The organism is Nonomuraea sp. ATR24 (assembly GCF_041950485.1).
Classification (GTDB): Bacteria; Actinomycetota; Actinomycetes; order Streptosporangiales; family Streptosporangiaceae; genus Nonomuraea; species Nonomuraea ceibae.
Map to the genome: position 1 here is coordinate 198,381 of NZ_JBGNUU010000010.1, position 23,067 is coordinate 221,447.

Below are 23,067 nucleotides of genomic sequence, written 5' to 3' on the forward strand. Positions count from 1 at the left end.
CTACAGGAAGCCGCGCTTCTCGGGCAGGTCGATGACGCCCGACAGCGCGAGCACGCCGCCCACGACGAGGACGGCGGCCAGCACGCCGAGCAGCACCCAGGCCACCGGGTGCCCCAGGTTGAGCGTCCAGGAGGACGAGCTGACGCGGGCGTGCACGAGCAGGGCGGGGTCGCGGCGGTTGGCGTAGACGGTGCCGGCCAGGTGCCAGTGGCGGTTGTCGTCGCGCTGCCCGAGCCCGGAGTCCTCCTGCTCCTCGCCGGGCAGCGCGGGCAGGCGGTGCCCGGCCTGACCGACCCGCGTCTCCCAGATCACCCACCCGGCCAGCAACGCGGCGAGCGGCAGGTACGTGGCCACCTGCCAGACGGGCGTGCCGGGGACGAACCCCCACAGGCGCAGCGCCCCGGCGAACAGCGTCAGGTTGAGACAGGCGGCCGACAGCAGCGTCATGGTGGCGACGCCGCGCAGGTAGACGCGGTAGCGGCGGGCCGAGCCCCGGGGCCTGGCGGCGTCGAGGTCGGGCCGGGCCCGCAGCACGACGATCGTCACCAGCGGCACGAGGAGCGTGACCGCGAGCTGGTGGAGCACCGGCTCCAAGGTCGCGGCCCCGCCGATCCAGCCGACGGCGGCGGTGAGCAGCACGACGGCCACGGCGGGCAGGCCCCACAGCCAGGGCACGCGGACCGGGTCGGTGCGGAACGTGGTGTCCACGGTCAGGCCCGCGCGCCGCCCGGCCGCCCACGCCCCGGCCTGCGCGGCGGCCCGGATCCGGTGGTGGGCCAGCCCGAACAGCAGCAGGTGGACGACGGCCACCGCCGTGCAGACCGCCTCCGCCCATCCCGTCAGGAACAGGACCGGGACGGCGAGCAGCGACACCGCCACGACCGCGCGGGTGTAGCGGCGGCGCTCGGTGACGACGACGGGATCGCCCGCCCGCTCCACGGGCACCCGCACGCCGAACGGCAGCGTGGGCCTGGGGAGCGCCGGGAGCGCCAGGGTCAGGCAGGTGATCAGGACGAGCCCGGCTAGCGCGATCATGGCGCGCCTCCGAAGCCGTCGAGCAATGCCGCGCACCGGCGCAGCACGTCCTCCCGGTCGAGGCCGTGGACCGTGGCCTCGGCCAGCAGCACACGCATGCGTTCCTCCCATTCGTCGGTGAAGGGGGCCTCGGGCGGCCCGCTGTCGGGGTCGCGGCGCACGACGGCGCCGCTCTTGCGGTTGATCCGGATCACGCCCTGCTGTCGCAGCAGGTCGTACGCCTTGTTCACGGTGTGGAAGTTGATGCCGAAGTCGGCGGCGAGCTGGCGCGTGGAGGGCAGCGGGTCGCCCTCCTTGGCTTCCCGGCCGGCGATGGCCTCCACGATCCGGTCCCGGATCTGCTGGTAGATCGGGACCTCGCTGTCGAGGTCGAGGATCAGGTGCACACCCACACTCTATCTGATATACAACTAATAGAACAGATAGAGCGAGGAGGACAGATCATGATCCAGGCCCACCTTCACGAGGACACGCTGGTCGTGCGCTTCAGCCCCTGGGCACGGCTGTTCACCAGGACCGCCGTCGTCAGCGTCCCGCTGGCGGCCATCGCCGGGGCGCACCGCCTCGACCGGCCGCTCGCGGCCGCCCGGGGCACGCACTTCGGCCTGCTCGTCAGCGGCTTCGTCAAGATCGGCACGTGGACGTCGTCCGACGGCGTCAAGCGCCTGGTCGCGGCCCGCCACGACGTCCCCGGGCTGCGCATCGCCCTCACGGGCCGGGTGGCCGGCCACGACGAGCTGATCCTCTGCCTGCCGGACGCCGACGACCTGCTGCGGCGCCTGACGGCGGTGACGGCGTGAACATCGAGGTCCGCGGCCTGACCAAGACGTACGGGACGGTGACCGCCGTCAGCGACCTGAGCTTCGACGTGCCGCCCGGCGCCGTCACCGCCTTCCTCGGGCCCAACGGCGCCGGCAAGACCACCACGATGCGGATGATGCTCGGCCTGGTCACGCCGACCGCCGGCACCGCCCTGTTCGGCGGCAGGCGCTACGCCGACCTGCCCGCGCCGTCCGCGACCGTCGGCGCCGCGCTCGACGGCGCCGGCTTCCACCCGGCGCACACCGCCCGCGACCACCTGCGGGTCTACGCCCGCATGGGCCGGTACGGCACGGCGCGGGCCGACCGGGTCGCGGAGCTGACCGGGGTGTCGGCGTTCGCCGGCCGCCTCACCCGCGCCCTGTCGACCGGCATGCGCCAGCGACTCAACCTGGCCACCGCGCTGCTCGGCGACCCCCGGGTGCTGCTGCTCGACGAGCCGGGCAACGGCCTCGACCCCGAGGGCACCGCCTGGCTGCGCCGGTTTCTGCGCGAGCTGGCCGCCGAGGGCCGCACCGTGCTGGTCTCCAGCCACGTGCTCGGCGAGGTCGAGCACCTGGCCGACCACGCCGTGGTGATCCGCCAGGGGCGGCTGGTCAGCACCGGGCCCATCGGCGAGCTGTACGGCCCGGCCACGGTGCTGGTGCGCTCCCCGGAGGCCGAGCGGCTGGCGCGCGGGCTGGCGGGCGACGGGGTCCTGGTGGAGCCCGGACCGCCCGGCGCGCTGCGCGTCCACGGCCTGGACGCCGCCGAGGTGGCCGCCGCGGCGACCGCGCTGGGCGTCGCGCTGCACGAGATCACATCCGAACGCCCCACCCTCGAACAGGCGTTCCTGCACCTCACCGGAGGCTCCCGATGACCGCGCTCCTGTCGGCCGAATGGACCCGCCTGGCCGCCACCAGGCTCTGGCTGTGGGGGCTGCTGGCCGCGCTGGCCAGCGGCGGGCTGGTCGGCCTGCTCGCGCTGGTCGGCCCGGAGAACTTCAACCCGCCGATGCCCGGCCTCGACACCGAGCAGGGCACCCGCGTGCTGCTCGGCCTGCTCGGCTTCACCGTGTTCGCCCCGGCGCTGCTCGGCACCGTGGCCGTGGCCGCCGAGCACCGGCACCGCACGATCACCACCTCGACGCTGTTCGCGCCCCGGCGGTGGACCTGGCTCGCCGCCAAGCTGGCCGTCTACACCGGCGCGGGGCTGGTCTACGGCGTCGCCGCCTCGGCGGTCGCGGGCGGCGCGCTGTTCGGCGCGGCGGCGCTCAAGGGCGTCACGCTCGGCGTGCCCGCCTCGACGGTGCTCGCCCTGCTGGGCCGCATCGCGCTGACCATGGCCGTCTACACGCTGCTCGGCGTCGCCGTGGGCGCCCTGCTGCGCAACCAGGTGGCCGCGCTGGCCGTCGTGGGCGCGTACTTCTACATGATCGAGACGACGCTGATGCTCATCCCGGGCGTCAAGCTGATCTATCCGTGGCTGCCGGGCGGGGCCACCTCCGCGCTGACCGGCTTCACCTACCTGGCCGACGCGGTCGCCGACCAGACGGGCGGCTCCGCCACCGCGCTGCTGTCCGCGCCGGCGGGCGCCGCCGTGCTGGTCGGCTACGCCCTGGTCGCGATCGCCATCGCGGTCGCCGCGCCGCTGCGGCGCGACGTCGCGTAGCTACGGCAGCAGCCCGCCGACGAGCGCGCGCAGCCCCCGGTCGTAGGTGTCCTTCGCCGTCAGCTCCTCCCAGCGCCGCCCCACCTCCGCGAGCCGGGGGAACTCCTCCGCGTCCAGCTCGGCGAACACCCGCTCCCGGTAGGTGCTCCCGCCCTGGGCGCGCCGCCTGCGCGCCGCCGCCCGCCCGCCGAGCTCCCCCGCCGTGTAGTGCCAGATGATCCGGTACGCCTCCACGGCCGACTCCGTCGTCAGCCCGGCTGCCACGGCGGCGTCGATGATCCGCTCCGGATACCACAGCGCGCCCACGGACAGCAGGTCGTCGGCCCGCAGCACGTCCACGATCCACGGGCAGCCGGACAGCGCCTCGCGCATCGCCGTCGCCACGGCCACCACGCGCTCGCGCGGCTCCTCCGGCAGCTCCGCGGGCCTGGGCCGGCTCGCCGCGTAGTCGTCGAGCAGCAGCAGGAGCAGCTCCTCCTTGTCGCGCACGTGGTGGTAGAGGGCCATCGCGGTGCTGCCTACCTCGCGGGCCAGGCGGCGCATGGTCAGGCTCTCGACGCCGTCCTCCTCGATGACCCGGTGGGCGGCGGCCACGATGTCGGCCCTGGAGATCTTCGGCGGCCGTCCGGTACGCATGCCGCCATGCTACTTTCTATACATATATAGAAACTCGTGGGCTTCCTCGGCGGCGCTGGGCACGATGGCCGTCGAGCACGCCGCGCCGGCCGGGGCGGCGGTGCTGTCAGCGGGCGGTCCCGGCTGGAGCTTCACGCTCTCCGGGCCGGCCGCCCTGTTCGCCACCCTGTTCGCGGCCCTCTACCGCGTCCGCCCGGCCTGAGCCGAGCAGAGCGCGGTGTCGAGCGCGGCTTCGAGGCGCTTGAGCGCGGGCATCGAGGCGGGCAGCGCGGTGACGGCGACCGTGGCCGCCCTGCCGTCCTCGGTCACGCCGTTGCTCGTCGCGTATCCGGGCGCCGAACCGCCGTGCGACCAGGCGAAGCCGCCGCAGCTCAGCTTGAAGGTGGCGAGGCCGAGCCCGTAACGGGCCCCGCCGGCGGTGTCGAAGTCGGGCGCGGCCACCGTCTTCTTCATCTCCTTGAGCTGCGCCGGCTTGAGCAGCCTGCCGTCCATGAGCCCGAGCATGAAGCGGTTGAGGTCACCCGGGCTGCCGACGAGCTGCCCGGCGGCCCAGGCCATCGACGGGTCCATGACGCTCACGTCGGCGTACGGGTCGCCCGGCTTCGCGGCGAAGTAGCCCTTGGGGTGCGGCCCGCGGATGCGCTGCTCGCCGACGCCGGGCCAGTACGTCTTGCGCAGGCCGAGCGGCTTGATGACGCGCCGGGTGATCTCCTCGCCGATCGGCCGCCCGGTGACCTTCTGCACGATGAGCCCGGCCAGCACGTAGTTGGTGTTGCTGTAGCTCCAGCCCTTGGCCATCTTGCCGGTCAGCGCGGCGTCGAGCAGGTCACGGGGCTCGTAGTGGGTGTGCTGGATCGCGAAGTAGTCCTTGATCAGCAGGTCGTCGTAGTCGGCCAGGCCGCTGGTGTGCTGGAGCAGCTCGCGTACCGTGATCTTCCGCCCGTCCACGCCCCTGCCCCGGACGAGCTTGGGCACGTACTTCTCGATGGGCGCGTCCAGCTCGATCCGGCCCTCGCCGACGAGCTGCAGCACGACCACGGCGGTGAACATCTTGGTGTTGCTGGCGATGCGCACCTGGCCGTCGGCGGGCACCGCCGCGCCGGTCTTCAGGTCGCCCACCCCGGCCGTGTAGTCGCGGGTGCGCCCGTCGCGGTCCCGCACCGACGCGAGCGCGCCGGGGAACCCGTCGTCGGTCAGCGCGTCCAGGCTCTTCTGCACGCGGTCGGCGGACTGCGCGCCCGCCGGGGCCGCGCCGAGACCGGTCAGCGCGACGACGGCGGCCGCCGCCAGGGCCAGCCGGCGGCGCACGGTGGGGTGGAACATGGACGGGCTCCCTGCTTGACGGCATGTGGTGGTGACACCGTCAAGCCTGCCGCCGGGGGCCGGGCGTGGTCGATCCCGCACGCTGGAGTCCCCGGGTACGGCAGGCCCTACCGCTCGCCGTTCTCCAGGTAGTGCAGGACGGCGGCGACGCGCCGGTCGGTGCGGTCGGTGGGGGCCAGGTCGAGCTTGGCGAAGATGCTGCGGATGTGCTTGTGCACGGCGCCGTCGGTGACGACGAGCTTCTCGGCGATGGCGGCGTTGCCCAGCCCCTCGGCCATCAGGGCCAGCACGTCGCGCTCGCGCGGGCTGAGCCGTTCGAGCCGGTTGTCCGGCCGGCTGCGCGACAGGAGCTGCGCGACGACCTCCGGGTCGATGGCGGTGCCGCCCTCCGCCACCCGGCGCAGCGCGACCAGGAACTCCTGCACCCGCCCGACCCGCTCCTTGAGCAGGTAGCCGAGCCCGGCGCTGCCCTGGGCCAGCAGGTCGGTGGCGAAGGCCTGCTCCACGTACGCCGACAGCACGAGCACGGCCAGGCCGGGGCGGCGGCGCCGGGCCTCGACGGCGGCGGCGATGCCCTCGTCGGTGTGGGTGGGCGGCATGCGCACGTCGACGATGGCGACGTCCGGCCCGTGCTCGTCCACGGCGGCCAGGAACCCGGCGGGGTCCTCCGCGGTGGCCACCACGTCGAGCGACTCGGCGCGCAGCAGCAGCGCCATGCCCTCGCGCAGCAGGGGGTCGTCCTCGGCGATCACAATCCGCATGGCAGGCTCACGTCCAGGGTGGTCGGACCGCCCGGAGGGCTGGTCAGCGTGAAGGTTCCGTCGTGTGCTTCGGCCCGGCGGCGGATGCCGCCGAGCCCGGTGCCGTGGCGGTCGTCGGCGCCGCCCCGGCCGTCGTCGGTGATCCGCAGGAGCAGCAGGTCCGCCGTCCGCCGGACGGTGACGGTGGCCTGGCGGGCGCCGCTGTGCCTGGCGATGTTGGTGAGCGCCTCGGCCACGATGAAGTACGCGGTGGCCTCGACGGACGCCGCGCACCTGGCCGGGAGGTCGGCGTCGACCCGGCACGGCACCGGGCAGGCGGCGGCCAGCCCGGTCAGCGCGTCGGCCAGGCTGCGGTCCTCCAGCACCGGCGGCAGGATGCCGCGCACCACGGCGCGCAGGTCGGCGAGCGCCTGCTCGGCGGCGTCCTGGGCGCGCTCGATCACCTCACCGGCGATGGCCGGGTCGCGGTCCAGGGCACGGCGCGCGACGCCGAGCATGACGGTGACGGCGACGATCCGGTTCTGGGTGCCGTCGTGCAGCGACCGCTCGATGCGCCGCAGCTCGGCGGCGTGGGCGTCGAGCGCCGCCGCGCGGGTGGCGGTGAGCTGGGCGACGCGCAGCGCGAGGTCGGTGTCCGCGTCGGCCGCCAGCAGCCGCCGTCCCGGCCAGGTCTGGAGCCGCGCCATGCCGGGCAGCAGGAGCAGGCACAGCGCCAGCCAGCCGACGCCCAGTGCCGACACGGCCAGGCGGCCGGGCAGGTCGTCGGCGATCCACAGCCCCATCGCCGCCCCGGCCATCTCCTCGGGCGGGAGCAGGTGCCCGTACAGGGGAAAGGCGAGGTCGCGGACGGCGCTGAACGGGAGCGTCAGCCCGGCCACGCCGAGGAGCAGCCCGAGCGAGGCGTGGGTGGCGAGCCAGCAGAGCTCCCTGCGGGTGACCGGGCTGGCCAGCTCGGCGCGCAGCCCGGCCGGCGGGCTGCCGGGGCCGACGAACTCGGGCCCCAGGCGGGAGAGCCTGGCGCGTTCGCGGCCGGCGGCGCCGTGCAGCCCGCGCAGCGCGACGGGCGCCAGGAGCAGCCCCACGCCCACGGCGCAGAGCACCGCGGTCGCCGCCAGGCCCATCAGCGCGAGCAGCGCCAGCGTCGCCGTGCCGAGCCCGCCGACGAGGTGTTCGAGCGCGTCCAGGGCAGCACGGGACCGGGTCAACACGCCCCACGGTCGCGCCGTGGAGTGGGTCGGCATCCGCGCTCAGCTCCTGCCTACGAGTCAGATCACCGGTCGAGAGTACAGCCTGCCCTATCGCCACATGTCGTATCAGCGGGCAGCCGGACGCTGAACACCGCGCCGCCGCGCGACGACCGGGCCGGCTGACTCCTGCGCCGCGGCCGATATCCTCGGCGGCGGAGGATCGTGTGGAAGAGAGCGTGTCCCTGGCCCAGCTCGCGGATCGGCTGCAGGAGGTCGTGGGCGAGCTGCGCGGCATCCCCGTCGAGGTCGAGCGGCTCGACGACAGCGAGCTCGTCCGGCAGCAGATCGCGCAGGTCGCCCGCACGGCCGGGGAGCTGCGGGCGATGCACCCGGTGGGCACCGGGAGCCAGGGCCGCCAGGAGCACCTGAGCAGGCGCAGCGTGCTCGACGCGCTGCGGCAGGGCATGACGATGCGCACGATCGTCCACGCGAGCGTGCTGGACGACCCGCGCAAGGCGGCCCGCATCCGGGAGCTGCACGCGGCCGGCGACCTGCACCGGGTGGTCGACGAGCCGCTGCAGCAGTTGCTGATCTTCGACCGTTCGGTGGCGTTCGTCCGGATCACGCCCGTCGCCTACTCGCCCGGCGCGCTGGCGATCAGGCAGCAGGGCCTGATCGCCACCCTGATCGACCTGTTCGAGCGGACGTGGTCCCGGGCCAGGGAGGTCACCGAGCCGTCGCACCGGCTGACCCCGCGCGAGCGCGAGGTGCTGGCGCTGATCGCCGAGGGGCGCTCCAACAGCGCCGTGGCCCGCGCGCTGTCGATCACCGAGGCGGCCGTGGGCAAGCACGTGGCCAGTGTGTTCGCCAAGCTGGAGCTGCCCGCCTCCGAGGACGACAACCGGCGGGTGCTCGCCGTGCTGGCCTATCTGCGCGGGGCGGTCAGGTAGGGCCAGGCCTACCCCGTTCTCGCCCCAGGCCCCGTGTGCGCGGCGTCCGGCGTCCAGTTGGATGAGCGGCATGCAGCGTATGACTGGATTACTGGTGGGCGCGGTGTTCGGCGCGGTCTTCGTCGTCGTCAACGCGCAGAGCCCGCTCAGCACGCCGGCCGTGACCGTCCTGCGGGTCGTCGCCTGCCTGGCCGCCGCGGCCGTCCTCGTGCTGTGGCTCGCGACCGCGCGGAGGGAGGGCCGTGACGGCGGCGGGCAGCGCCCCATGTTCGGCCGGGGCTACCTGGTCGTCGTGCTCGCCGAGGCGATCCTGCTCTTCGGCGGGCTGCGGGTGCTGGCCGCCCTGGAGCGCCCGGTGGAGACGAACGTGGCCTGGATCGCGTTCGTGGTCGGCGTGCACTTCGTCGCGCTGGCGCCGATCTGGAAGGACTGGAGCATCGCGGCCCCGGGGGTGGCCCTGACGCTGCTCGGCGTCGCCGGCCTCGTGATGGCCGCGACGGCGGCGGTGACGTGGGTGCCGCTGGTCAGCGGCGTGCTGTCGGGTGTGGTGCTCCTGGCCGGCAGCCTCACCTTCGCCTGGCGCGGGCGGCGGGCCGTCCCGGCGTGACTTCCCCGCACTCCCCCGTGCAGGGGAGCGCGTTCACTCGCGGGCGGGAGTCCCCGCAGGCCGCCCCGGGCGCATGCTGGGCGTCATGGAACGACATCAGGTGCGCTGGCCCGCCTGGGTGATGGCGGTGCTGTTCCTCGGCTACGCCGCGGGCAAGGCCATCTACGCCGCGCAGGGCCGGCTCGGGTTCCCCGGCGGCCCGGCGGTGCCTCCGGGCGAGTACGAGCGCTACACCAGTGAGGTCATGGACGTGACCACCGCCCAGTGGGCCGCGGTCGCGACCGGGGTGCTGGCGGCGGCGCTCGTCCTGCTGACCGTGACGCGGGTGGGCCGCCGGGTGCCACGGCCGCTGATGCTGGCCGTGCTCGGCTGCGCGCTCCTGGGCGTCGGCGCCGGGGCGGCGATCGTCGCGGCGGACGGGTTCATCGGCCTCGGCGTGGGCTGGCAGTGGTATCACGGCGTCGTCATGCTCGCCGTGACGGCGCTGCTGGCGGCCACGGCCTGGTCCTACGCGCGGGCGACCAGGCGATGACCGTCCAGGGACCGCCGGGGAGGGCCGGGACCTCCCCGGTGGCGAGCCTGGCTTACGCCTGCCGGCGGTGCAGCCCGACCAGGTGACCGTTGTGCCGGATCCGGGCCGCGTCGTAGGGACACGACGGGCGGTTCACGTACGTCTCGGCGATGTTGTCGGCTTCGACCCGGTCGATGCCCCAGCCGATCGTGTGCCAGTACGGGCGGCCGTCCTCAGCGGTCGTGTCGAGGACGGCGATCTCGAAGAGTTGCCTGGCGGGCGGGGGCGTGCAGCGAACGTGAGCAGATGTTTCCTCGTGCGCGTCACGCGTGGCCCGGCTGCCCCGCTGGTCCATCTGGATCTCCCTCCGCTCAAGTGATCCGATCCGGAGATCCATGCCCCGTCATGGGGCCGATCACTCGCGCCGGGCGGATCAGCGGACCGAATCGAGGCGCTCGCGCTGGTCAGCGGTCAGTTCCAGATTCACCGCGCCCAAGTTCTCCTCCAGCTGGGCGAGCGAGGAGGCGCCGGCGAGCGGGATCACCGGGAAGCGGTGGCCGATCTGCCAGGCGAGCACGACCTGGTTGACGCTCGCCCCGGTCTCCTCGGCCACCTGGCGCAGCACGGCGAGCCGGGCCGGGGTGCCGGGGTGGTCGTAGTCCGGCGGGACGGGCTTGTCCTGCCGGGTGTAGGCGCCGCCGAGCAGCGGCGAGTAGGCGACGAGCGTCAGGCCGGGCTCCGCGCGCAGGTAGCTGAGCAGCTCGGCGCCGGCGTGCCCGAGGCTGCCGTCCTCGAAGATGGACTCGGGCATGTCGAAGCGGGGCCGCAGGTGGCTGTGCTGATACTGCAGCACCTCGTACCCGGCGAGCCCGGCCGAGGCGGCCAGGGCTCGGGCGCGCTCCACCCGCCAGATCGCGTGGTTGCTGGCCCCGAGCAGCCCCACCGTGCCCTCGGCCACCAGCTCGCCGAAGCCCTCGACGGTCTCCCGCAGCGGCACCGTCCGGTCCTCGATGTGGGCGTAGAGCAGGTCGATGCGCTCGACGCCGAGCCGTTCGCGGCTGCGTTCCGCCGACTCGCGGATCGTCTTGGCGGACAGGCCCTCGGCGTTGCCGACGTAGCTGGTGCCGGGCGCGAGCGGGCGCGCGCCGAGCTTGGTGGCGATCACGATCTCCGAGCCGACGCCGCGGCTGCGCCGCCAGCGGCCCAGCAGCTCCTCGCTCTGCCCGCCCTGGCCGCCGTCGGCCCAGAACGCGTAGTTGTTCGAGGTGTCGATGAACGTGCCGCCGGCCTCGACGTAGCGGTCGAGGATCGCGTACGAGGTCTTCTCGTCGATCGTCGACCCGAACATCATCGCGCCGAGCGCCAGCACGCTCACGTCACGGCGGGTCGCGGGGTCGGTGCCGATCGTCCGGTGCTTCATGATCTCTCTCCAGTCCGGGCCGCCAGAACTGGGCCCGGTCAGGAGTGTGCGTGCTGGAGCGAACTCCAGGTCAAGTCAGAATCCGGCCTCGTGGGCGGTGTCGGCGATCAGCGCGTGCAACGTGATGCCGGGGTGGTCGGCCTTGATCGAGCGCATCCGCCACCGGTCGGAGAACAGCGCGAGCAGCGCCTGGTCGTGGCTGCGGACCAGCACCTCGGCGCCGCGCTGGCGGGCCAGCAGCTCGGCCGACTCGGCGTCGGTGCGGCGGGCCAGCGTGTAGTCGAGCCGGTCGAGGCTGATCTCCGCGCCGAACTCGGCGGACAGCCGGTGCTGGACGACCTCGAACTGCATCGGCCCGACCGCCGCGAGCACCGGCGCCTGGTCGCCGCGCAGGTCGGAGCGGAGCACCTGGATGACGCCCTCGCCGTCGAGCTGGTCGATGCCGCGCCGGAACTGCTTGGCTTTGCTGGAGTCGCGGGCCCGTACGACGGCGAAGTGCTCGGGCGCGAAGCTGGGGATCGGCGGGAAGGTCACCGGCGCGCCCTCGTAGAGGGTGTCGCCGGGCCGCAGCGCGGTGGCGTTGACCAGGCCGACGACGTCGCCGGGGAAGGCCTCGTCCATGGTGGTCCGGTCCTGGCCGAAGACGCTCTGGGCGTACTTGGTGGCGAACGGGCGGCCGGTGGCGGCGTGGGTGAGCACCATGCCGCGCTCGAAGCGGCCCGAGCACACGCGGACGAACGCGATCCGGTCGCGGTGGGCGCGGTCCATGTTGGCCTGCACCTTGAACACCAGCCCGGAGAACGGCTGGTCGATCGCCCGCGCGACGCCGTCGACGTCGGGCCGGGGCGCGGGGGCGGGGGCCAGCTCGACCAGCACGTCCAGCAGGCGGCCGATGCCGAAGTTGGGCAGCGCGGCGCCGAACAGCACCGGCGTGGACTCGTGCGCCTCGAACGCCTTCTGGTCGTGGTCGGCGCCGATCGCGTCGAGCAGCGCGGTCTCCTCGCTCGCCTGCTGCCAGTCGCCGCCCAGCTCGGCGTCCGCCTGGTCGGGGGTGAGCTCGGTCTCCAGCGCCTTGGTGGCGCCGCCGGGGGTGCGCTCGTAGCGGACGGCGCTGCCGCGCAGCCTGTCGATCACCCCGTGGAAGTTGCCGGGCAGCCCGATGGGCCAGGTGACGGGCGTGGGCCGCAGCCCGGTGCGCTCCTCGATCTCGTCGAGCAGCTCCAGCGCCTGGCGGCCGGGCCGGTCCCACTTGTTGACGAAGGTGATGACCGGGATGCGGCGGTGGCGGCAGACCTCGAACAGCTTCATGGTCTGCGGCTCCATGCCCTTGGCCGCGTCGATCAGCATGACCGCGCAGTCGACGGCGGCCAGCACCCGGTAGGTGTCCTCGGAGAAGTCGGCGTGGCCGGGGGTGTCGACCAGGTTGAAGACGTGGCCCCGGTAGTCGAAGCGCAGCGCGGCCGAGGTGATGGAGATGCCCCGGGCGCGCTCGATCTCCATCCAGTCGGAGGTGACGCCGCGCCGTCCCGCCTTGCCGTGCACGGACCCGGCCTGGGTGATCGCCGACGCGTGGAGCGCCAGCGCCTCGGTCATGGTCGACTTACCGGCGTCCGGATGGCTGATGACGGCGAACGTCCGGCGTCGCGCGGCCTCGTGGGCGACGTCATCCCGCATGGTCCCTACCTTAACGTGAGAGTATGGTCAGTGGCTGACGGTGAGCGTGTCGTGGAGCTCGGCGCTCGGCTCGTTGAGGCCGACGACGGTGACCTTCTTACCGCGTGCCGCGTACTTGGCCCGCACCGCGTCCAGCGCCGCCACCGACGAAGCGTCCCAGATGTGGGCGTCGGTGAGGTCGATGACCACGTCGTCCGGGTCGGTGGCGTAGGCGAAGCGGTGGACGAGGTCGTTGCTGGAGGCGAAGAACAGCTCGCCGGTGACCGCGTAGACGACCTGGTGGCCGTCGGTGTCGAGGCAGGCGGTGACGTCCGCCAGGCGGGCGACGCGGCGGGCGAAGACGACGAGGGCGGCCAGGCTGCCGACGACCACGCCGACGGCCAGGTTGTGGGTGGCCACGACGACGGCGACGGTGATCACCATGACGCCGGTCTCGCCCCACGGCATGCGCCGGAGCGTGCCGGGCGCGATCGAGTGCCAGTCGAACGTGCCGACCGAGACCAGGATCATGACGGCGACCAGGGCGGCCATCGGGATCTGCGACACCCACGGCCCGAAGACGACGCACAGCGCCATCAGGAAGACGCCGGCGGAGAAGGTGGACAGCCGGGTGCGGGCGCCGTTCTTGACGTTGATCATCGTCTGGCCGATCATCGCGCAGCCGCCCATGCCGCCGAAGAACCCGGTGACGATGTTGGCGACGCCCTGGCCGATGGACTCGCGGGTCTTGCCGGAGCGCGTGTCGGTGATCTCGTCGACGAGCTTGGCCGTCATCAGCGACTCCATCAGCCCGACCAGGGCGAACGCGAGCGCGTACGGGGCGATGAGGGTCAGGGTGTCCAGCGTGAAGGGCACGTCGGGCAGGCCGGGGACGGGCAGCGACGACGGCAGCGCGCCCTTGTCGCCCACGGTGGGCACGGCCAGCCCGGCGCCCAGCGTGATCGCGGTCAGAATGGCGATCGACACCAGCGGCGCGGGCACCGCCCTGGTGATGCGCGGGAAGAGCACCATGAGCGCCAGCCCGCCGGCGACCAGCGGGTAAACCACCCACGGGACGCCGGTGAGCTCGGGCACCTGGGCCATGAAGATCAGGATGGCCAGCGCGTTGACGAAGCCGACCATCACGCTGCGCGGCACGAACCGCATCAGCCTGGCCACGCCGAGCGCGCCCAGCGCCACCTGGAAGACGCCGCCCACGATGACCGTCGCCACCAGGTAGCCGAGCCCGTGCTCGCGGGCCAGCGGCGCGACGACCAGCGCGATCGCCCCGGTGGCGGCCGAGATCATGGCGGGCCGGCCGCCCACGACGGAGATCACCACGGCCATGGTGAACGAGGCGAACAGCCCGATGCTCGGGTCGACGCCCGCGATGATCGAGAACGAGATCGCCTCGGGGATCAGCGCCAGCGCCACCACCAGCCCGGACAGCAGCTCGGTCCGCAGCACGCGGGGCGTCAGGCGCCGCAGCGCCGGAAGGGGAGAAGGCAAGGAGCGTCCAACCGGAAAGAGGTAAGCAAACGTTTCAAACTACCCTGACGTAAGGGTTGGACCCTCAGGGCGGCGGGGTGAGAAGCGTCATACGGGACGCGCCCAGCCGCTGGCGGCGCAGCTGCTCGCCGAACTCCCTGGCCATGGCGAGCTGGTCGCGCAGCTTGTCGGCGCGGACCGCGACCGCGCGCTCGAACATCTGCAGCCGCGCCACCAGCGAGGGGTCGTCGTCGCCGGCGGCCAGCCGGTCGGTGATCTCCAGCAGGTCGCGCATCTCGTCCAGGCTGAACCCGAGCGGCTTCATCCGCTTGACCAGGGCCAGCCGGCCGATGTCGGTCTCGCTGTAGAGGCGGAAGCCGCCGGGCGTGCGCTCGGGCACCACCAGGCCGACCTCCTCGTAGTGGCGGATCGTGCGCAGGGACAGCCCGAGCCGCTCGGCGACCTCGCCGATCTGCACCAGCCCGTCCGGCATCCGCCCTCCGCCCCTTGCCAGAATCTCCTGTTACGTAAGCTTAACCCGCCGCCGGAGTAGTGACCTCGGCCGCACTCTCGGCATACCGAGAGATTGCCGCCCGCACGCGATCATCGTCGTGTGTTGGACAGACGGTCGTTCCTCGCCCTGGGGCTGTCGCCGGTCCTGCCGCCGTACCGGGCCCCCGCCGACCCGTTCACGCTGGGCGTGGCCAGCGGGGACCCGGCCCCCGACGGGTTCGTGCTGTGGACGCGCCTGGCGCCGCAGCCGCTGGCCGAGGACGGGCTCGGCGGCATGCCGGCCACGCCGGTCGACGTCCGCTGGGAGGTGGCCGCCGATCCGCGCTGCGCCCGGGTCATCCGGCGCGGCGTCCAGCGTGCCGTCCCCGAATGGGCGCACAGCGTGCACGTGGAGGTGACCGGGCTGCGGCCCGGGCGGCCGTACTGGTACCGGTTCAAGGCGGGGCAGCACCTGTCGCCCATCGGCCGCGCCCGCACCGCGCCCGCGCCCGGCACGCTGCCCGGGGCGCTGCGCCTGGCCGTCGCCTCGTGCGCCAACTACCAGCACGGCCACTTCACCGCGTACGCCCGCATGGCCGCCGAGAGCCCGGACCTGATCCTGCACCTGGGCGACTACCTGTACGAGAACGAGGCCGAGCCCGGCGCGTACGTGCGTGACCACGAGGGGCCGGAGCCGACCACGCTGGCAGGCTACCGGCGGCGGCACGCGCTCTACAAGACCGACCCCGACCTGCGGGCCGCCCACGCCGCCGCGCCCTGGGTGGCGATCATGGACGACCACGAGGTGGACAACAACTGGACGAACCTGATCCCGCCCGAGCGCCGCGCCGCCGCGTTCCGCGCCTACTACGAGCACCTGCCGCTGCGCGCAAGCGCCCGGCCCGGCGGGCCCGCGATGCAGCTCTACCGGCGGCTGCGCTGGGGGCGGCTGGCCACCTTCCACCTGCTGGACACCCGCCAGCACCGCGACCCGCACCCGTGCGGCCACGGCTTCACCGCCTGCGCCACGCCGCTGCCGCCCGGCCACACGCTGATCGGGCTGGACCAGGAGAACTGGCTGCTGGACGGCTTCCGTACCTCCAGAGCCCGCTGGGACCTGGTCGCCCAGCAGGTGTTCTTCGGCCGCCGCGACCGCGACCCCGGCCCCGGCGAGGTGCTGCGGCGCGACGCCTGGGACGGCTACACCGCCTCGCGCACCCGCGTCACCGGCGGCTGGGTGAGCGCCGGGGTCCGCAACGCGGTCGTGCTCACCGGCGACGTGCACGCGCACTGGGCCGGCAACCTGGTGCTCGACTACGACGACCCCGGGGCCGAGCCGGTCGGCGTGGAGTTCGCGGTCACGTCGGTGTCCAGCGGCGGCGACGGCCGCGACCCGGAACCGGGCGGCGACCCGCTGCTCGACGGCAACCCGCACCTGCGCTTCCACCGGCGCCGGCGCGGCTACCTCGCGGTGCGGATCACACCCGCCGAGCTCACCGCCGACTTCAAGATCCTGCCGTACGTGAGCGCGCCGGGGGCCGAGGCGGTGACGGCCGCCGCGTTCACCGTGCGCGACGGCCTTCCGGGGCTGGCTAGCCCCGGTGCCGCCGGATCGTCGAGATGATCAGGAGCAGCAGCGCGCTCTGGGCCAGCATGCCCGGGGCGAGCGGCGGGGCGTTCCCGACGGACTTGGTGAACGCGTACCACCACTGGGTGAGCGGCGAGAGCGAGCCCCAGGCCGGGTCGAACGCGCCCATGCCGCGGTTGACGGAGACGTGCGTGAAGACGCCGTAGAGCGAGGCGAGCAGCACGACCGCCGCCAGCACGCGCACCACGGTCAGCACGCGCGGAGAGTCGCGCCCGGCCAGCAGCGCCAGCGCGGTCCCGAGCAGCAGCAGCGCCGCCCACGGGATGAGCTGGACCGGGCTGCCCCAGTGCCGTTCGGCGGCGAGCTCGAAGGCGGCGCCGCCGATGCCGATCGCGACCAGGCCGAGCAGGGCGAGGCGGAGCGCTCCCGGGCCGGTCCTGGCGGGCGGTGCGGCGGTCTTCGCGGAGTCCAGGGTCTGGTGCGAGGGGTCGGTCACGGGACAAGACTCCCCGCTGAGCCTCAGAAGACGCTCAGCGAAAGGTGAAGATTTGGTGAGAATTCAACTAGTTGGGCCCGGCCCCCCTCGGACCGGGCCCGCCGCCGCTAGTAGCGGATCTCCCGCAGATAGCGGTATCCGACCTCGGCCGTCTGCCGGGGCGTGACGTCCGGGGTGTCGTTCTCGACGATGTACTCCTTCACCCGGTGCGCGTCGAGGATGCGCCGGAAGTCGATCGTCCCGGTGCCCAGGTCGGCCATGTCACCGTCCAGGTGCCGGTCCTTGACGTGGAACTGGAGCACCCGCTGCGGCGCCCGCCTGATCACGTCGAGCGTGAACCGCACCGGGTCGGCGACGCCGCGCCCGACACCGCCGGTGACCGCCCAGTAGAGGTCGAGCTCCAGATGGACCAGCCGGGGGTCCAGCTCGGCGGTGAGCACGTCCCACGGCGTCCGCCCGCCGCCCAGGTCCGTGGTGAACTCGTGGGCGTGGTTGTGGTAGCCGTACCGGATGCCCGCCGACCTGGCGACCTCGGCCTCCACGTTCATCCGCTCGGCCCACGCCTTCCACTGGTCCTCGCTGGACGAGCTCAGGTACGGCACGACCAGGTACGACTGGCCGAGCGTCACCGCGTTCTCGATCTTGGTGTGCAGCGCGGCGTCGTCGGCGCTGATGCCGTCGTGGCTGGACGTGGAGCGGATGCCCAGCCCGTCGAGGAACTGACGCAACTGCGCGGCCGTCCGGCCGAAGTAGCCCAGCGCCAGCTCCACCTTCGGATAGCCGATCTCCGCCAGGTAGGCCAGCGTCGCGTCGTAGTCACGCGACAGGTCGTCGCGGACCGTCCAGAGCTGGATGCTGATCAGCCCCGGCGGGACGCGATGCCCCCGGGAGCCCGCCGACGCGGCGGCCGGGCCTGCCGCGAAGGCCGCAGCCCCCGCGCCGAGGCCCGCGGCGAGCAGCGCGCGCCTGCTCGGGCCGTAGCCGTAACACATGGGATCTCCTAACTGGTCGGCTGGAGGACGACCTGGTGGCTGCCGGTCAGCGGCGGCAGCCCGCCGGTGCCGGGGTCGGTGTAACTGGCGACGAAGACGCCGGTGAGCTCGTCGGTCTCCGGGTCGTGCCCGCCCGGCTCCGTCGTCTGGATGGAGCCCGTGCAGCCCCGGGCCGTGGTCTGCGGATGGCCGTGGTCGTCGTGGCCGAGGATGTAGTTCACGGTCACGTTCGCGCAGTCGACCGGCTGGTCGTCCGTCACCCGCACCTCGAACTCGACCACGTCGCCGAACGAGAACGAGTCCCCCGCCGCCGGGCGCACCAGCTCGACGACCGGAGCGGCGTTGCCGATCACGATCCGCACCGACGTGGCCGCCGACATCCCGCCGCCGTCGCTGACCCTCAGCGTCGCGTTGTAGAGGCCGTTCTCGGTGAAGGTGTACGTCGCCTCGGGCCGCCGGGAGTCGACCCGGCCGTCGGCGTCGAAGTCCCACGCGTAACGCAGCCGGTCGCCGTCCGGGTCCGTGGTGCCCTCGCTGGTGAACGTGACCGTGAGCGGCGCGTGCCCGTCGGTCGCCGACGCCTTCGCGACCGGGATCGGCGAGTGGTTGCCCCGGTGGCCGATGTAGTCGAAGCGCGACAGCTGGGCGTCCGGGTTCTCCCGGAAGTAGCCGTCGCCGTACTCCAGCACGTAGAGCGCGCCGTCAGGGCCGAACTCCAGGTCCATCGGGTTGTCGAACACCAGCGACGGCAGCACGTCCTCGATCCGCCCGTCGCCGTGGAACGCCTTGACGTAGTCGCGGGTCCACTCGTAGAAGAGCGGGACGCCGTCGTAGTACTCGGGCCACGCCACCGGCGCGCGGCCCTGCGTGTCACGCGGGTCGAAGTCGTACGCCGGTCCCGCCATCGGGCCGATGCCGCCGGTGCCCAGCTCCGGGAACTCCCGCGACGCGCCGTAGGAGTACCACACCTGCGGCTGGACCACCGGCGGCAGCGCCCGTGCCCCGGTGTTGTGCGGCGAGTCGTTCACCGGCGCCGCGCAGTCGAACGCCGCCCCGGACGTGCCCGTCCCGAAGTCGAAGTCCACGTACGGCAGCCGCGCCGTCGCGCAGTAGGGCCAGCCGTAGTTGCCCGGCTCGCGGATGATCGCCCACTTGCCGGTCCCCGACGGGCCGCGCGCCGGGTCGGCCTCCCTCGCGTCCGGCGAGTAGTCGGCCACGTACAGGTCCCCGCTGTCCCGGTCCAGCTCGATGCGGAACGGGTTGCGCAGGCCCATCGCGTAGATCTCCGGCCTGGTGCCCGGCGTCCCCGGCGCGAACAGGTTCCCCTCCGGGATCGCGTACGAGCCGTCCTCCCCGACCTTGATCCGCAGCACCTTGCCGCGCAGGTCGTTCGTGTTGCCGGAGCTGCGCTGGGCGTCGAACGCCGGATTGCGGTCGGCCCGCTCGTCGATCGGGGCGAAGCCGTCGGAGAAGAACGGGTTCGTGTCGTCGCCGGTCGACAGGTACAGGTTGCCGTCGGCGTCGAAGACGATGTCGCCGCCGACATGGCAGCAGATGCCCCGATCCACCGGCACGTCCAGGATCTTCTGCTCGGTGGACAGGTCGATGCTGGCGCGGCCGAACCGGAACCTCGACAGCCGGATCAGCCCCTCGAACGGCGCGAAGTCCGCCGGCGTCCCGGTGAACGGGGCGTCGCCCTCGTTCACGTCCGGCGTCGCCGGGTCGTCCACCGGCGTGTCGAGCGGCGGCGAGTAGTACAGGTAGACCCAGTCGTCCTTCTTCGAGCCCTTGCCGAAGCCGGGGCTCAGCGCGATGCTCTGCAGCCCCTCCTCGTCGTGCTGGTAGACGTCCAGCCGGGCAGCGAGCGTGTTCAGCCCGGTCTTCGGGTCGTGCAGCCAGACCTCGCCGGTCCGGGTGGTGTGCAGGACCCGGGAGTCCGGTAAGACCGCCAGGTCGACGGGCTCGCCGGGGCTGTCGTTGAGCGTCACCTTCTGGAACTGGTCATCGGGCGGCGCCTGGGCGCTTCCTACAGTTTGGGCGCTTCCTACAGTTTGGGCGCTTCCTACAGTTTGGGCGCTTCCTGCGGCCTGGGTGCTTCCTGCGGCCTGAGCGCTTCCAGCGGCCTGGGCGACGGTGGCCGGCATGAGGATCGCCGCAGCAGACACGGCCGCGATCGCGGTTCTCACTCTCATGCCTCTCCCTTCGGTCGACGTGGAGGGATAAGAGGGAGCAAATATCGTGAATGTAACCGCGTTATGCCGATCCGGGAGGGCCTAATTACCGGCAAACACGCTACTTTCGCGGCCTATCGGACAAAGTGCAGCGCCGATTTGCCCCCATCCGGCGCGCAGGATGAGATGACCCGGTGATTTTCCGCATCCTCGGTCCCGTCACGATCGAGCCGGGCGACGCCGCCCGCCAGGCCGGGGCGATCAAACAGCGCACGGTGCTGGCCGCGCTCGTCGCCGACGCCGGACGGCTCGTCACCGTGGAAACCCTCATCGACCGGGTGTGGGGCGAAGCGCCGCCGACCTCCGTCCGTAGCTCTCTCTACGCGTACGTGACCCGCCTGCGCGCCCTGCTCGCCGGCATCGAGGACGTCTCACTCGTCCGCAGCCCCGGCGGCTACACGCTGCACGTCCCGCCCGGCCAGATCGACGCCGGCCACGCCCGCGCCCTCGCCGAACGGGCCGCCCGCGCCGGCGACGAGGAACGGGCCGAACTCCTCGGCGAGGCCCTGAGTCTGTGGCGCGGCGTCGCCCTGACCGGCATCACCGGCGAATGGGCCGAACGCTACCGCCAGAACCTCGAACAGCAGCGGATCGCGATCGCCGCCGACTGGGCCGAGAGCGCGCTGCGCCTGGGCAGGAGCGGCGAGGTCATCGCCACGCTGACGCCGCTCCTCGTCGAGCACCCGCTCGCCGAACGCCTGATCGGCCAGCACCTGCGCGCCCTCCACCACAGCGGCCGGCACGCCGAAGCCCTCGCCGCCTACGCCGCCGCGAGCGAGCGCATCCGCGACAAGCTCGGCGTCGACCCCAGCCCCTGGCTGCGCGAGGTGCACGCCGGCCTGCTCCGCCAGGACACCGCGCCCCGAGGCGGCCCGCCGCCCGGCCGCCTCTCCCAGCTCCCGCCCGACATCACCGACTTCACCGGCGCCTCCGCCGGGCTCGCCCGCGTCCTGGCCGCCGCCGAAGGTGCCCAGCGGCCCGGCACCGCGCTGCCGATCGTCTTCATCTCCGGGCGCAGCGGCGTCGGCAAGTCCACGCTCGCCGTCCGCGCCGCCCATCTGCTGCAGGAACGCTATCCCGACGGCCAGCTCCACATCGCCCTGCGCGGCGCCCAGGCCAGGCCCGTCACCCCCGCCGAAGCGCTCGACCGGCTGCTGCGCCTGCTCCGCGTCGAAGGCCACGACGAGAGCCTGCCCCTCGACGACAAGATCGAGCTCTACCGGCTGGCGCTCGCCTCCCGGCGCGTCCTCGTCGTCCTCGACGACGCCGCCGACACCGCGCAGATCCGTCCCCTCCTGCCCGGCAGCGCCACCTGCGCCGTGCTCGTGACCAGCCGCCGCCGCCCCGACGGGCTGCCCGGCGCCACCGTCGTCGAACTCGCCGAGATGACCGAACCCGAATCGCTCGACCTGCTCCGCGCCATCGTCGGCCCCGAACGCGTCGCCGCCGAACCCGACGCCGCCCGCACCCTCGTCGCCCAGTGCGACCGGCTCCCCCTCGCCATCCGCGTCGTCGGCGCCCGGCTGCAACGCAAACCGCACTGGTCGCTGGCCCGCCTCGTGCACCGGCTGGACGACGAACGCCGCCGCCTCGACGAGCTGTCCATCGGTGACCTCGGCGTACGCGCCGGCATCAGCGCGAGCTGCGCCGAGGTCGGCGCCCCCGCCCTGCGCGCCTTCTGCCTCCTCGGCTACTTCGACCCGCCCGACTTCGACCTCCTCATCGCCGCCTCCTTACTCGACCTCGGCCCGGAGGCGACCGAGGAGATCGTCGAAGAGCTCATCGACGCGCGCCTCGTCGAGCCCCTGCCCACCGGCGACGGCCGCACCCGCTACCGGATGCACGACCTCGTCCGCCTGTACGCCAAGGAACGGGCCGCCGCCACCATGCCCGAACCCGACCTGCACGCCGCCGTCACCCGGGCCCTGGAGAAGATGCTCGCCCTCTGCGAAGGGCTCACCCAGCAGCTCCCCATCGCGCTGCCCCGCCTCGGCCACACCGCGCCCGCCCCTCCCTGCGACGACGCCGCCCACTGGTTCCCCACCGCCGAATCGGCGCTCATCGTCGCCGTCGAACGCGCCGCCGAACTCGGCCTCGACACCCTCGCCTGCGCCCTCGCCGACACGCTCATCTTCACCTCCTTCGGCGGCTCCAACCGCTTCGCCGGCTGGAGCCGCACCCACACCGCCGCCCTCGCCGCCGCCCGCGCCAAAGGCAACCGCCGGGCCGAAGCCGTCGTCGAATGCGGCCTCGGCCAGCTCGCCTACAACGGCGACGACTTCGACGAGGCCGAACGCCACTTCCGCGCCGCACTCCGCCTCTTCCGCGCCGAAGCCGACGAACGCGGCATCGCCGTCGCGCTCAACGGCCTCGGCACCGTCCACCGCGAGGTCGGCGAACACCACACCGCCCTCCCCCTCATGCAGCAGGCACTCGCCGCCCTCACCGCGCTCGGCGACGAGGAGGGCCTCGCCCACGCCCTCTACGGCATCGGCTTCTCCAACCGCGAACTCGGCCACGACTCCCAGGCCGTCACCAGCCTCCGCGACGCCCTCACCCGCTACCGCGCCCTCGGCCACCGCCGCGGCGAAGCCCTCGCCCTGCGCGGCATCGGCCTCGTCCACCGGGCCCGCGGCGAACTCGACGACGCCGAACACCTCTGCTCCCAGGCCCACCGGATCATCCTCGACACCGGCGACGAAGTCCTCACCAACTACACCTCCCAGGCGCTGGCCAAGGTCTGGATCCGCCAGAACCGCCTCGCCGAGGCCGAACCGCCGCTCCGCGCCGTCGTCGCCTCCACCGCCCGCTTCCACGACCGCGTCGGCACCGGCCTCGGCCTGCGCACCCTCGGCGAACTCAACCTCGCCGCCCGCCGGCCCCACGAAGCCCTCTCCTGGCTCGGCCGCGCCCTCGAAACCTGGGACGAACTACGCCACCTGCTCTGGCGGGGCCGCACCCTGCGCGACGTCGGCGCCGCCCACGCCCTGCTCGGCGACCACACCCGCGCCGAACGCGCCTGGCGCGAAGCCGCCGACCTCTTCGCCCGCTTCCCCACCCGCGACGCCGCCGAACTCCCCACCTGGCGCACCCACTGGCTCAACCCCCCACCTCACAAGCCGTAGCCCCTGCGCTCCCTTGCCTCACCCTCTCCTCGCCATCCCGCCCGCTACGGCCAGCCCACCCACCGCTGGACCTGGACAGCCCTCTCACGGGACCAGCCCGCTC

23 protein-coding genes are annotated in these 23,067 nt (G+C 73.4%); 9 read left to right on the top strand and 14 right to left on the bottom strand.

What is annotated here, in order from left to right; translation table 11 throughout:
• The gene (locus ACBI99_RS24740; RefSeq protein WP_375073591.1) at positions 1-1,035 is read right to left on the bottom strand and encodes a DUF1648 domain-containing protein; all 1,035 of its coding nucleotides are present in this window, start codon (positions 1,033-1,035) and stop codon (positions 1-3) included.
• A complete protein-coding gene (locus tag ACBI99_RS24745) occupies positions 1,032-1,421 on the bottom strand; it encodes a GntR family transcriptional regulator (protein ID WP_219518402.1) in 390 nt (129 codons plus the stop codon). The genes ACBI99_RS24740 and ACBI99_RS24745 overlap by 4 nt, the downstream gene beginning before the upstream one ends.
• Before the next feature lie 57 nt (positions 1,422-1,478).
• On the opposite strand from ACBI99_RS24745, the gene ACBI99_RS24750 reads away from it, so the two are divergent.
• From ACBI99_RS24750 to ACBI99_RS24760, 3 genes are read left to right on the top strand one after another with little or no spacing between them, the layout of a single operon-like run.
• Positions 1,479-1,835 (top strand): hypothetical protein, encoded by a 357-nt coding sequence (locus ACBI99_RS24750; RefSeq protein ID WP_357583403.1) that lies wholly within the window; start codon positions 1,479-1,481, stop codon positions 1,833-1,835.
• Positions 1,832-2,713: an ATP-binding cassette domain-containing protein gene (locus ACBI99_RS24755; RefSeq protein WP_357583401.1), complete on the top strand. Its 882-nt coding sequence runs from the start codon at positions 1,832-1,834 to the stop codon at positions 2,711-2,713. The genes ACBI99_RS24750 and ACBI99_RS24755 overlap by 4 nt, the downstream gene beginning before the upstream one ends.
• Positions 2,710-3,504 carry an ABC transporter permease gene (locus tag ACBI99_RS24760; protein WP_375073592.1) on the top strand — a complete coding sequence of 265 codons (795 nt, stop codon included), beginning with the start codon at positions 2,710-2,712 and terminating at the stop codon, positions 3,502-3,504. Before ACBI99_RS24755 ends, ACBI99_RS24760 begins: the two co-directional genes overlap by 4 nt.
• Here the strand turns inward: ACBI99_RS24760 and ACBI99_RS24765 are convergent, their stop codons facing one another.
• Complete coding sequence (locus tag ACBI99_RS24765; protein ID WP_375073593.1) at positions 3,505-4,140, bottom strand: TetR/AcrR family transcriptional regulator; 636 nt, start codon at positions 4,138-4,140, stop codon at positions 3,505-3,507.
• A 64-nt stretch (positions 4,141-4,204) separates the two neighbouring features.
• On the opposite strand from ACBI99_RS24765, the gene ACBI99_RS24770 reads away from it, so the two are divergent.
• Positions 4,205-4,342, top strand: a complete 138-nt coding sequence (locus tag ACBI99_RS24770; protein WP_357583395.1) for a hypothetical protein — start codon at positions 4,205-4,207, stop codon at positions 4,340-4,342.
• Here the strand turns inward: ACBI99_RS24770 and ACBI99_RS24775 are convergent.
• From ACBI99_RS24775 to ACBI99_RS24785, 3 genes are all read right to left on the bottom strand, one after another.
• Positions 4,321-5,463, bottom strand: coding sequence for a serine hydrolase domain-containing protein (locus ACBI99_RS24775; protein WP_357583393.1), 1,143 nt, complete (start codon positions 5,461-5,463; stop codon positions 4,321-4,323). The genes ACBI99_RS24770 and ACBI99_RS24775 overlap by 22 nt on opposite strands.
• A gap of 107 nt (positions 5,464-5,570) precedes the next feature.
• Positions 5,571-6,224, bottom strand: coding sequence for a response regulator transcription factor (locus ACBI99_RS24780; RefSeq protein WP_219518151.1), 654 nt, complete (start codon positions 6,222-6,224; stop codon positions 5,571-5,573).
• Complete coding sequence (locus tag ACBI99_RS24785; RefSeq protein WP_375073594.1) at positions 6,212-7,432, bottom strand: sensor histidine kinase; 1,221 nt, start codon at positions 7,430-7,432, stop codon at positions 6,212-6,214. The genes ACBI99_RS24780 and ACBI99_RS24785 overlap by 13 nt, the downstream gene beginning before the upstream one ends.
• Positions 7,433-7,635: 203 nt before the next feature.
• On the opposite strand from ACBI99_RS24785, the gene ACBI99_RS24790 reads away from it, so the two are divergent.
• The 3 genes from ACBI99_RS24790 (at position 7,636) to ACBI99_RS24800 (ending at position 9,500) form a co-directional block, all read left to right on the top strand.
• Positions 7,636-8,361, top strand: a complete 726-nt coding sequence (locus ACBI99_RS24790; protein ID WP_308126214.1) for a LuxR C-terminal-related transcriptional regulator — start codon at positions 7,636-7,638, stop codon at positions 8,359-8,361.
• Between the two features lie 79 nt (positions 8,362-8,440).
• Complete coding sequence (locus ACBI99_RS24795) at positions 8,441-8,968, top strand: hypothetical protein (RefSeq protein ID WP_219518146.1); 528 nt, start codon at positions 8,441-8,443, stop codon at positions 8,966-8,968.
• Positions 8,969-9,053: 85 nt separating this feature from the next.
• Positions 9,054-9,500, top strand: a complete 447-nt coding sequence (locus ACBI99_RS24800; protein ID WP_375073595.1) for a hypothetical protein — start codon at positions 9,054-9,056, stop codon at positions 9,498-9,500.
• 52 nt (positions 9,501-9,552) lie between these two features.
• Here the strand turns inward: ACBI99_RS24800 and ACBI99_RS24805 are convergent, their stop codons facing one another.
• From ACBI99_RS24805 to ACBI99_RS24825, 5 genes are all read right to left on the bottom strand, one after another.
• Positions 9,553-9,834, bottom strand: coding sequence for a hypothetical protein (locus ACBI99_RS24805; RefSeq protein ID WP_219518144.1), 282 nt, complete (start codon positions 9,832-9,834; stop codon positions 9,553-9,555).
• 78 nt (positions 9,835-9,912) lie between these two features.
• Positions 9,913-10,899, bottom strand: coding sequence for an aldo/keto reductase (locus tag ACBI99_RS24810; RefSeq protein ID WP_375073596.1), 987 nt, complete (start codon positions 10,897-10,899; stop codon positions 9,913-9,915).
• Positions 10,900-10,974: 75 nt separating this feature from the next.
• Complete coding sequence (locus tag ACBI99_RS24815) at positions 10,975-12,573, bottom strand: peptide chain release factor 3 (protein ID WP_219518140.1); 1,599 nt, start codon at positions 12,571-12,573, stop codon at positions 10,975-10,977.
• Between the two features lie 27 nt (positions 12,574-12,600).
• Positions 12,601-14,061 carry a SulP family inorganic anion transporter gene (locus ACBI99_RS24820; RefSeq protein WP_375073597.1) on the bottom strand — a complete coding sequence of 487 codons (1,461 nt, stop codon included), beginning with the start codon at positions 14,059-14,061 and terminating at the stop codon, positions 12,601-12,603.
• Between the two features lie 64 nt (positions 14,062-14,125).
• Positions 14,126-14,533: a MerR family transcriptional regulator gene (locus ACBI99_RS24825; protein ID WP_219518136.1), complete on the bottom strand. Its 408-nt coding sequence runs from the start codon at positions 14,531-14,533 to the stop codon at positions 14,126-14,128.
• Positions 14,534-14,653: 120 nt separating this feature from the next.
• On the opposite strand from ACBI99_RS24825, the gene ACBI99_RS24830 reads away from it, so the two are divergent.
• The gene (locus tag ACBI99_RS24830; protein ID WP_357583387.1) at positions 14,654-16,156 is read left to right on the top strand and encodes an alkaline phosphatase D family protein; all 1,503 of its coding nucleotides are present in this window, start codon (positions 14,654-14,656) and stop codon (positions 16,154-16,156) included.
• On the opposite strand, the gene ACBI99_RS24835 is transcribed toward ACBI99_RS24830, so the two are convergent.
• The 3 genes from ACBI99_RS24835 to ACBI99_RS24845 all read right to left on the bottom strand — a co-directional run bounded on the left by ACBI99_RS24835 (position 16,125) and on the right by ACBI99_RS24845 (position 19,596).
• Positions 16,125-16,616 carry a hypothetical protein gene (locus ACBI99_RS24835; RefSeq protein WP_357583386.1) on the bottom strand — a complete coding sequence of 164 codons (492 nt, stop codon included), beginning with the start codon at positions 16,614-16,616 and terminating at the stop codon, positions 16,125-16,127. The two genes, ACBI99_RS24830 and ACBI99_RS24835, sit on opposite strands and share 32 nt — an antisense overlap.
• Before the next feature lie 107 nt (positions 16,617-16,723).
• On the bottom strand, positions 16,724-17,608 hold the full coding sequence (locus ACBI99_RS24840) for a sugar phosphate isomerase/epimerase (protein ID WP_219518132.1): 885 nt from the start codon (positions 17,606-17,608) through the stop codon (positions 16,724-16,726).
• Between the two features lie 8 nt (positions 17,609-17,616).
• On the bottom strand, positions 17,617-19,596 hold the full coding sequence (locus ACBI99_RS24845) for a PQQ-dependent sugar dehydrogenase (protein WP_375073598.1): 1,980 nt from the start codon (positions 19,594-19,596) through the stop codon (positions 17,617-17,619).
• A gap of 377 nt (positions 19,597-19,973) precedes the next feature.
• Here ACBI99_RS24845 and ACBI99_RS24850 point away from each other — a divergent pair, with 377 nt between their 5' ends.
• A complete protein-coding gene (locus ACBI99_RS24850; RefSeq protein ID WP_375073599.1) occupies positions 19,974-22,964 on the top strand; it encodes a BTAD domain-containing putative transcriptional regulator in 2,991 nt (996 codons plus the stop codon).
• The last annotated feature ends 103 nt before the right edge of the window (positions 22,965-23,067 follow it).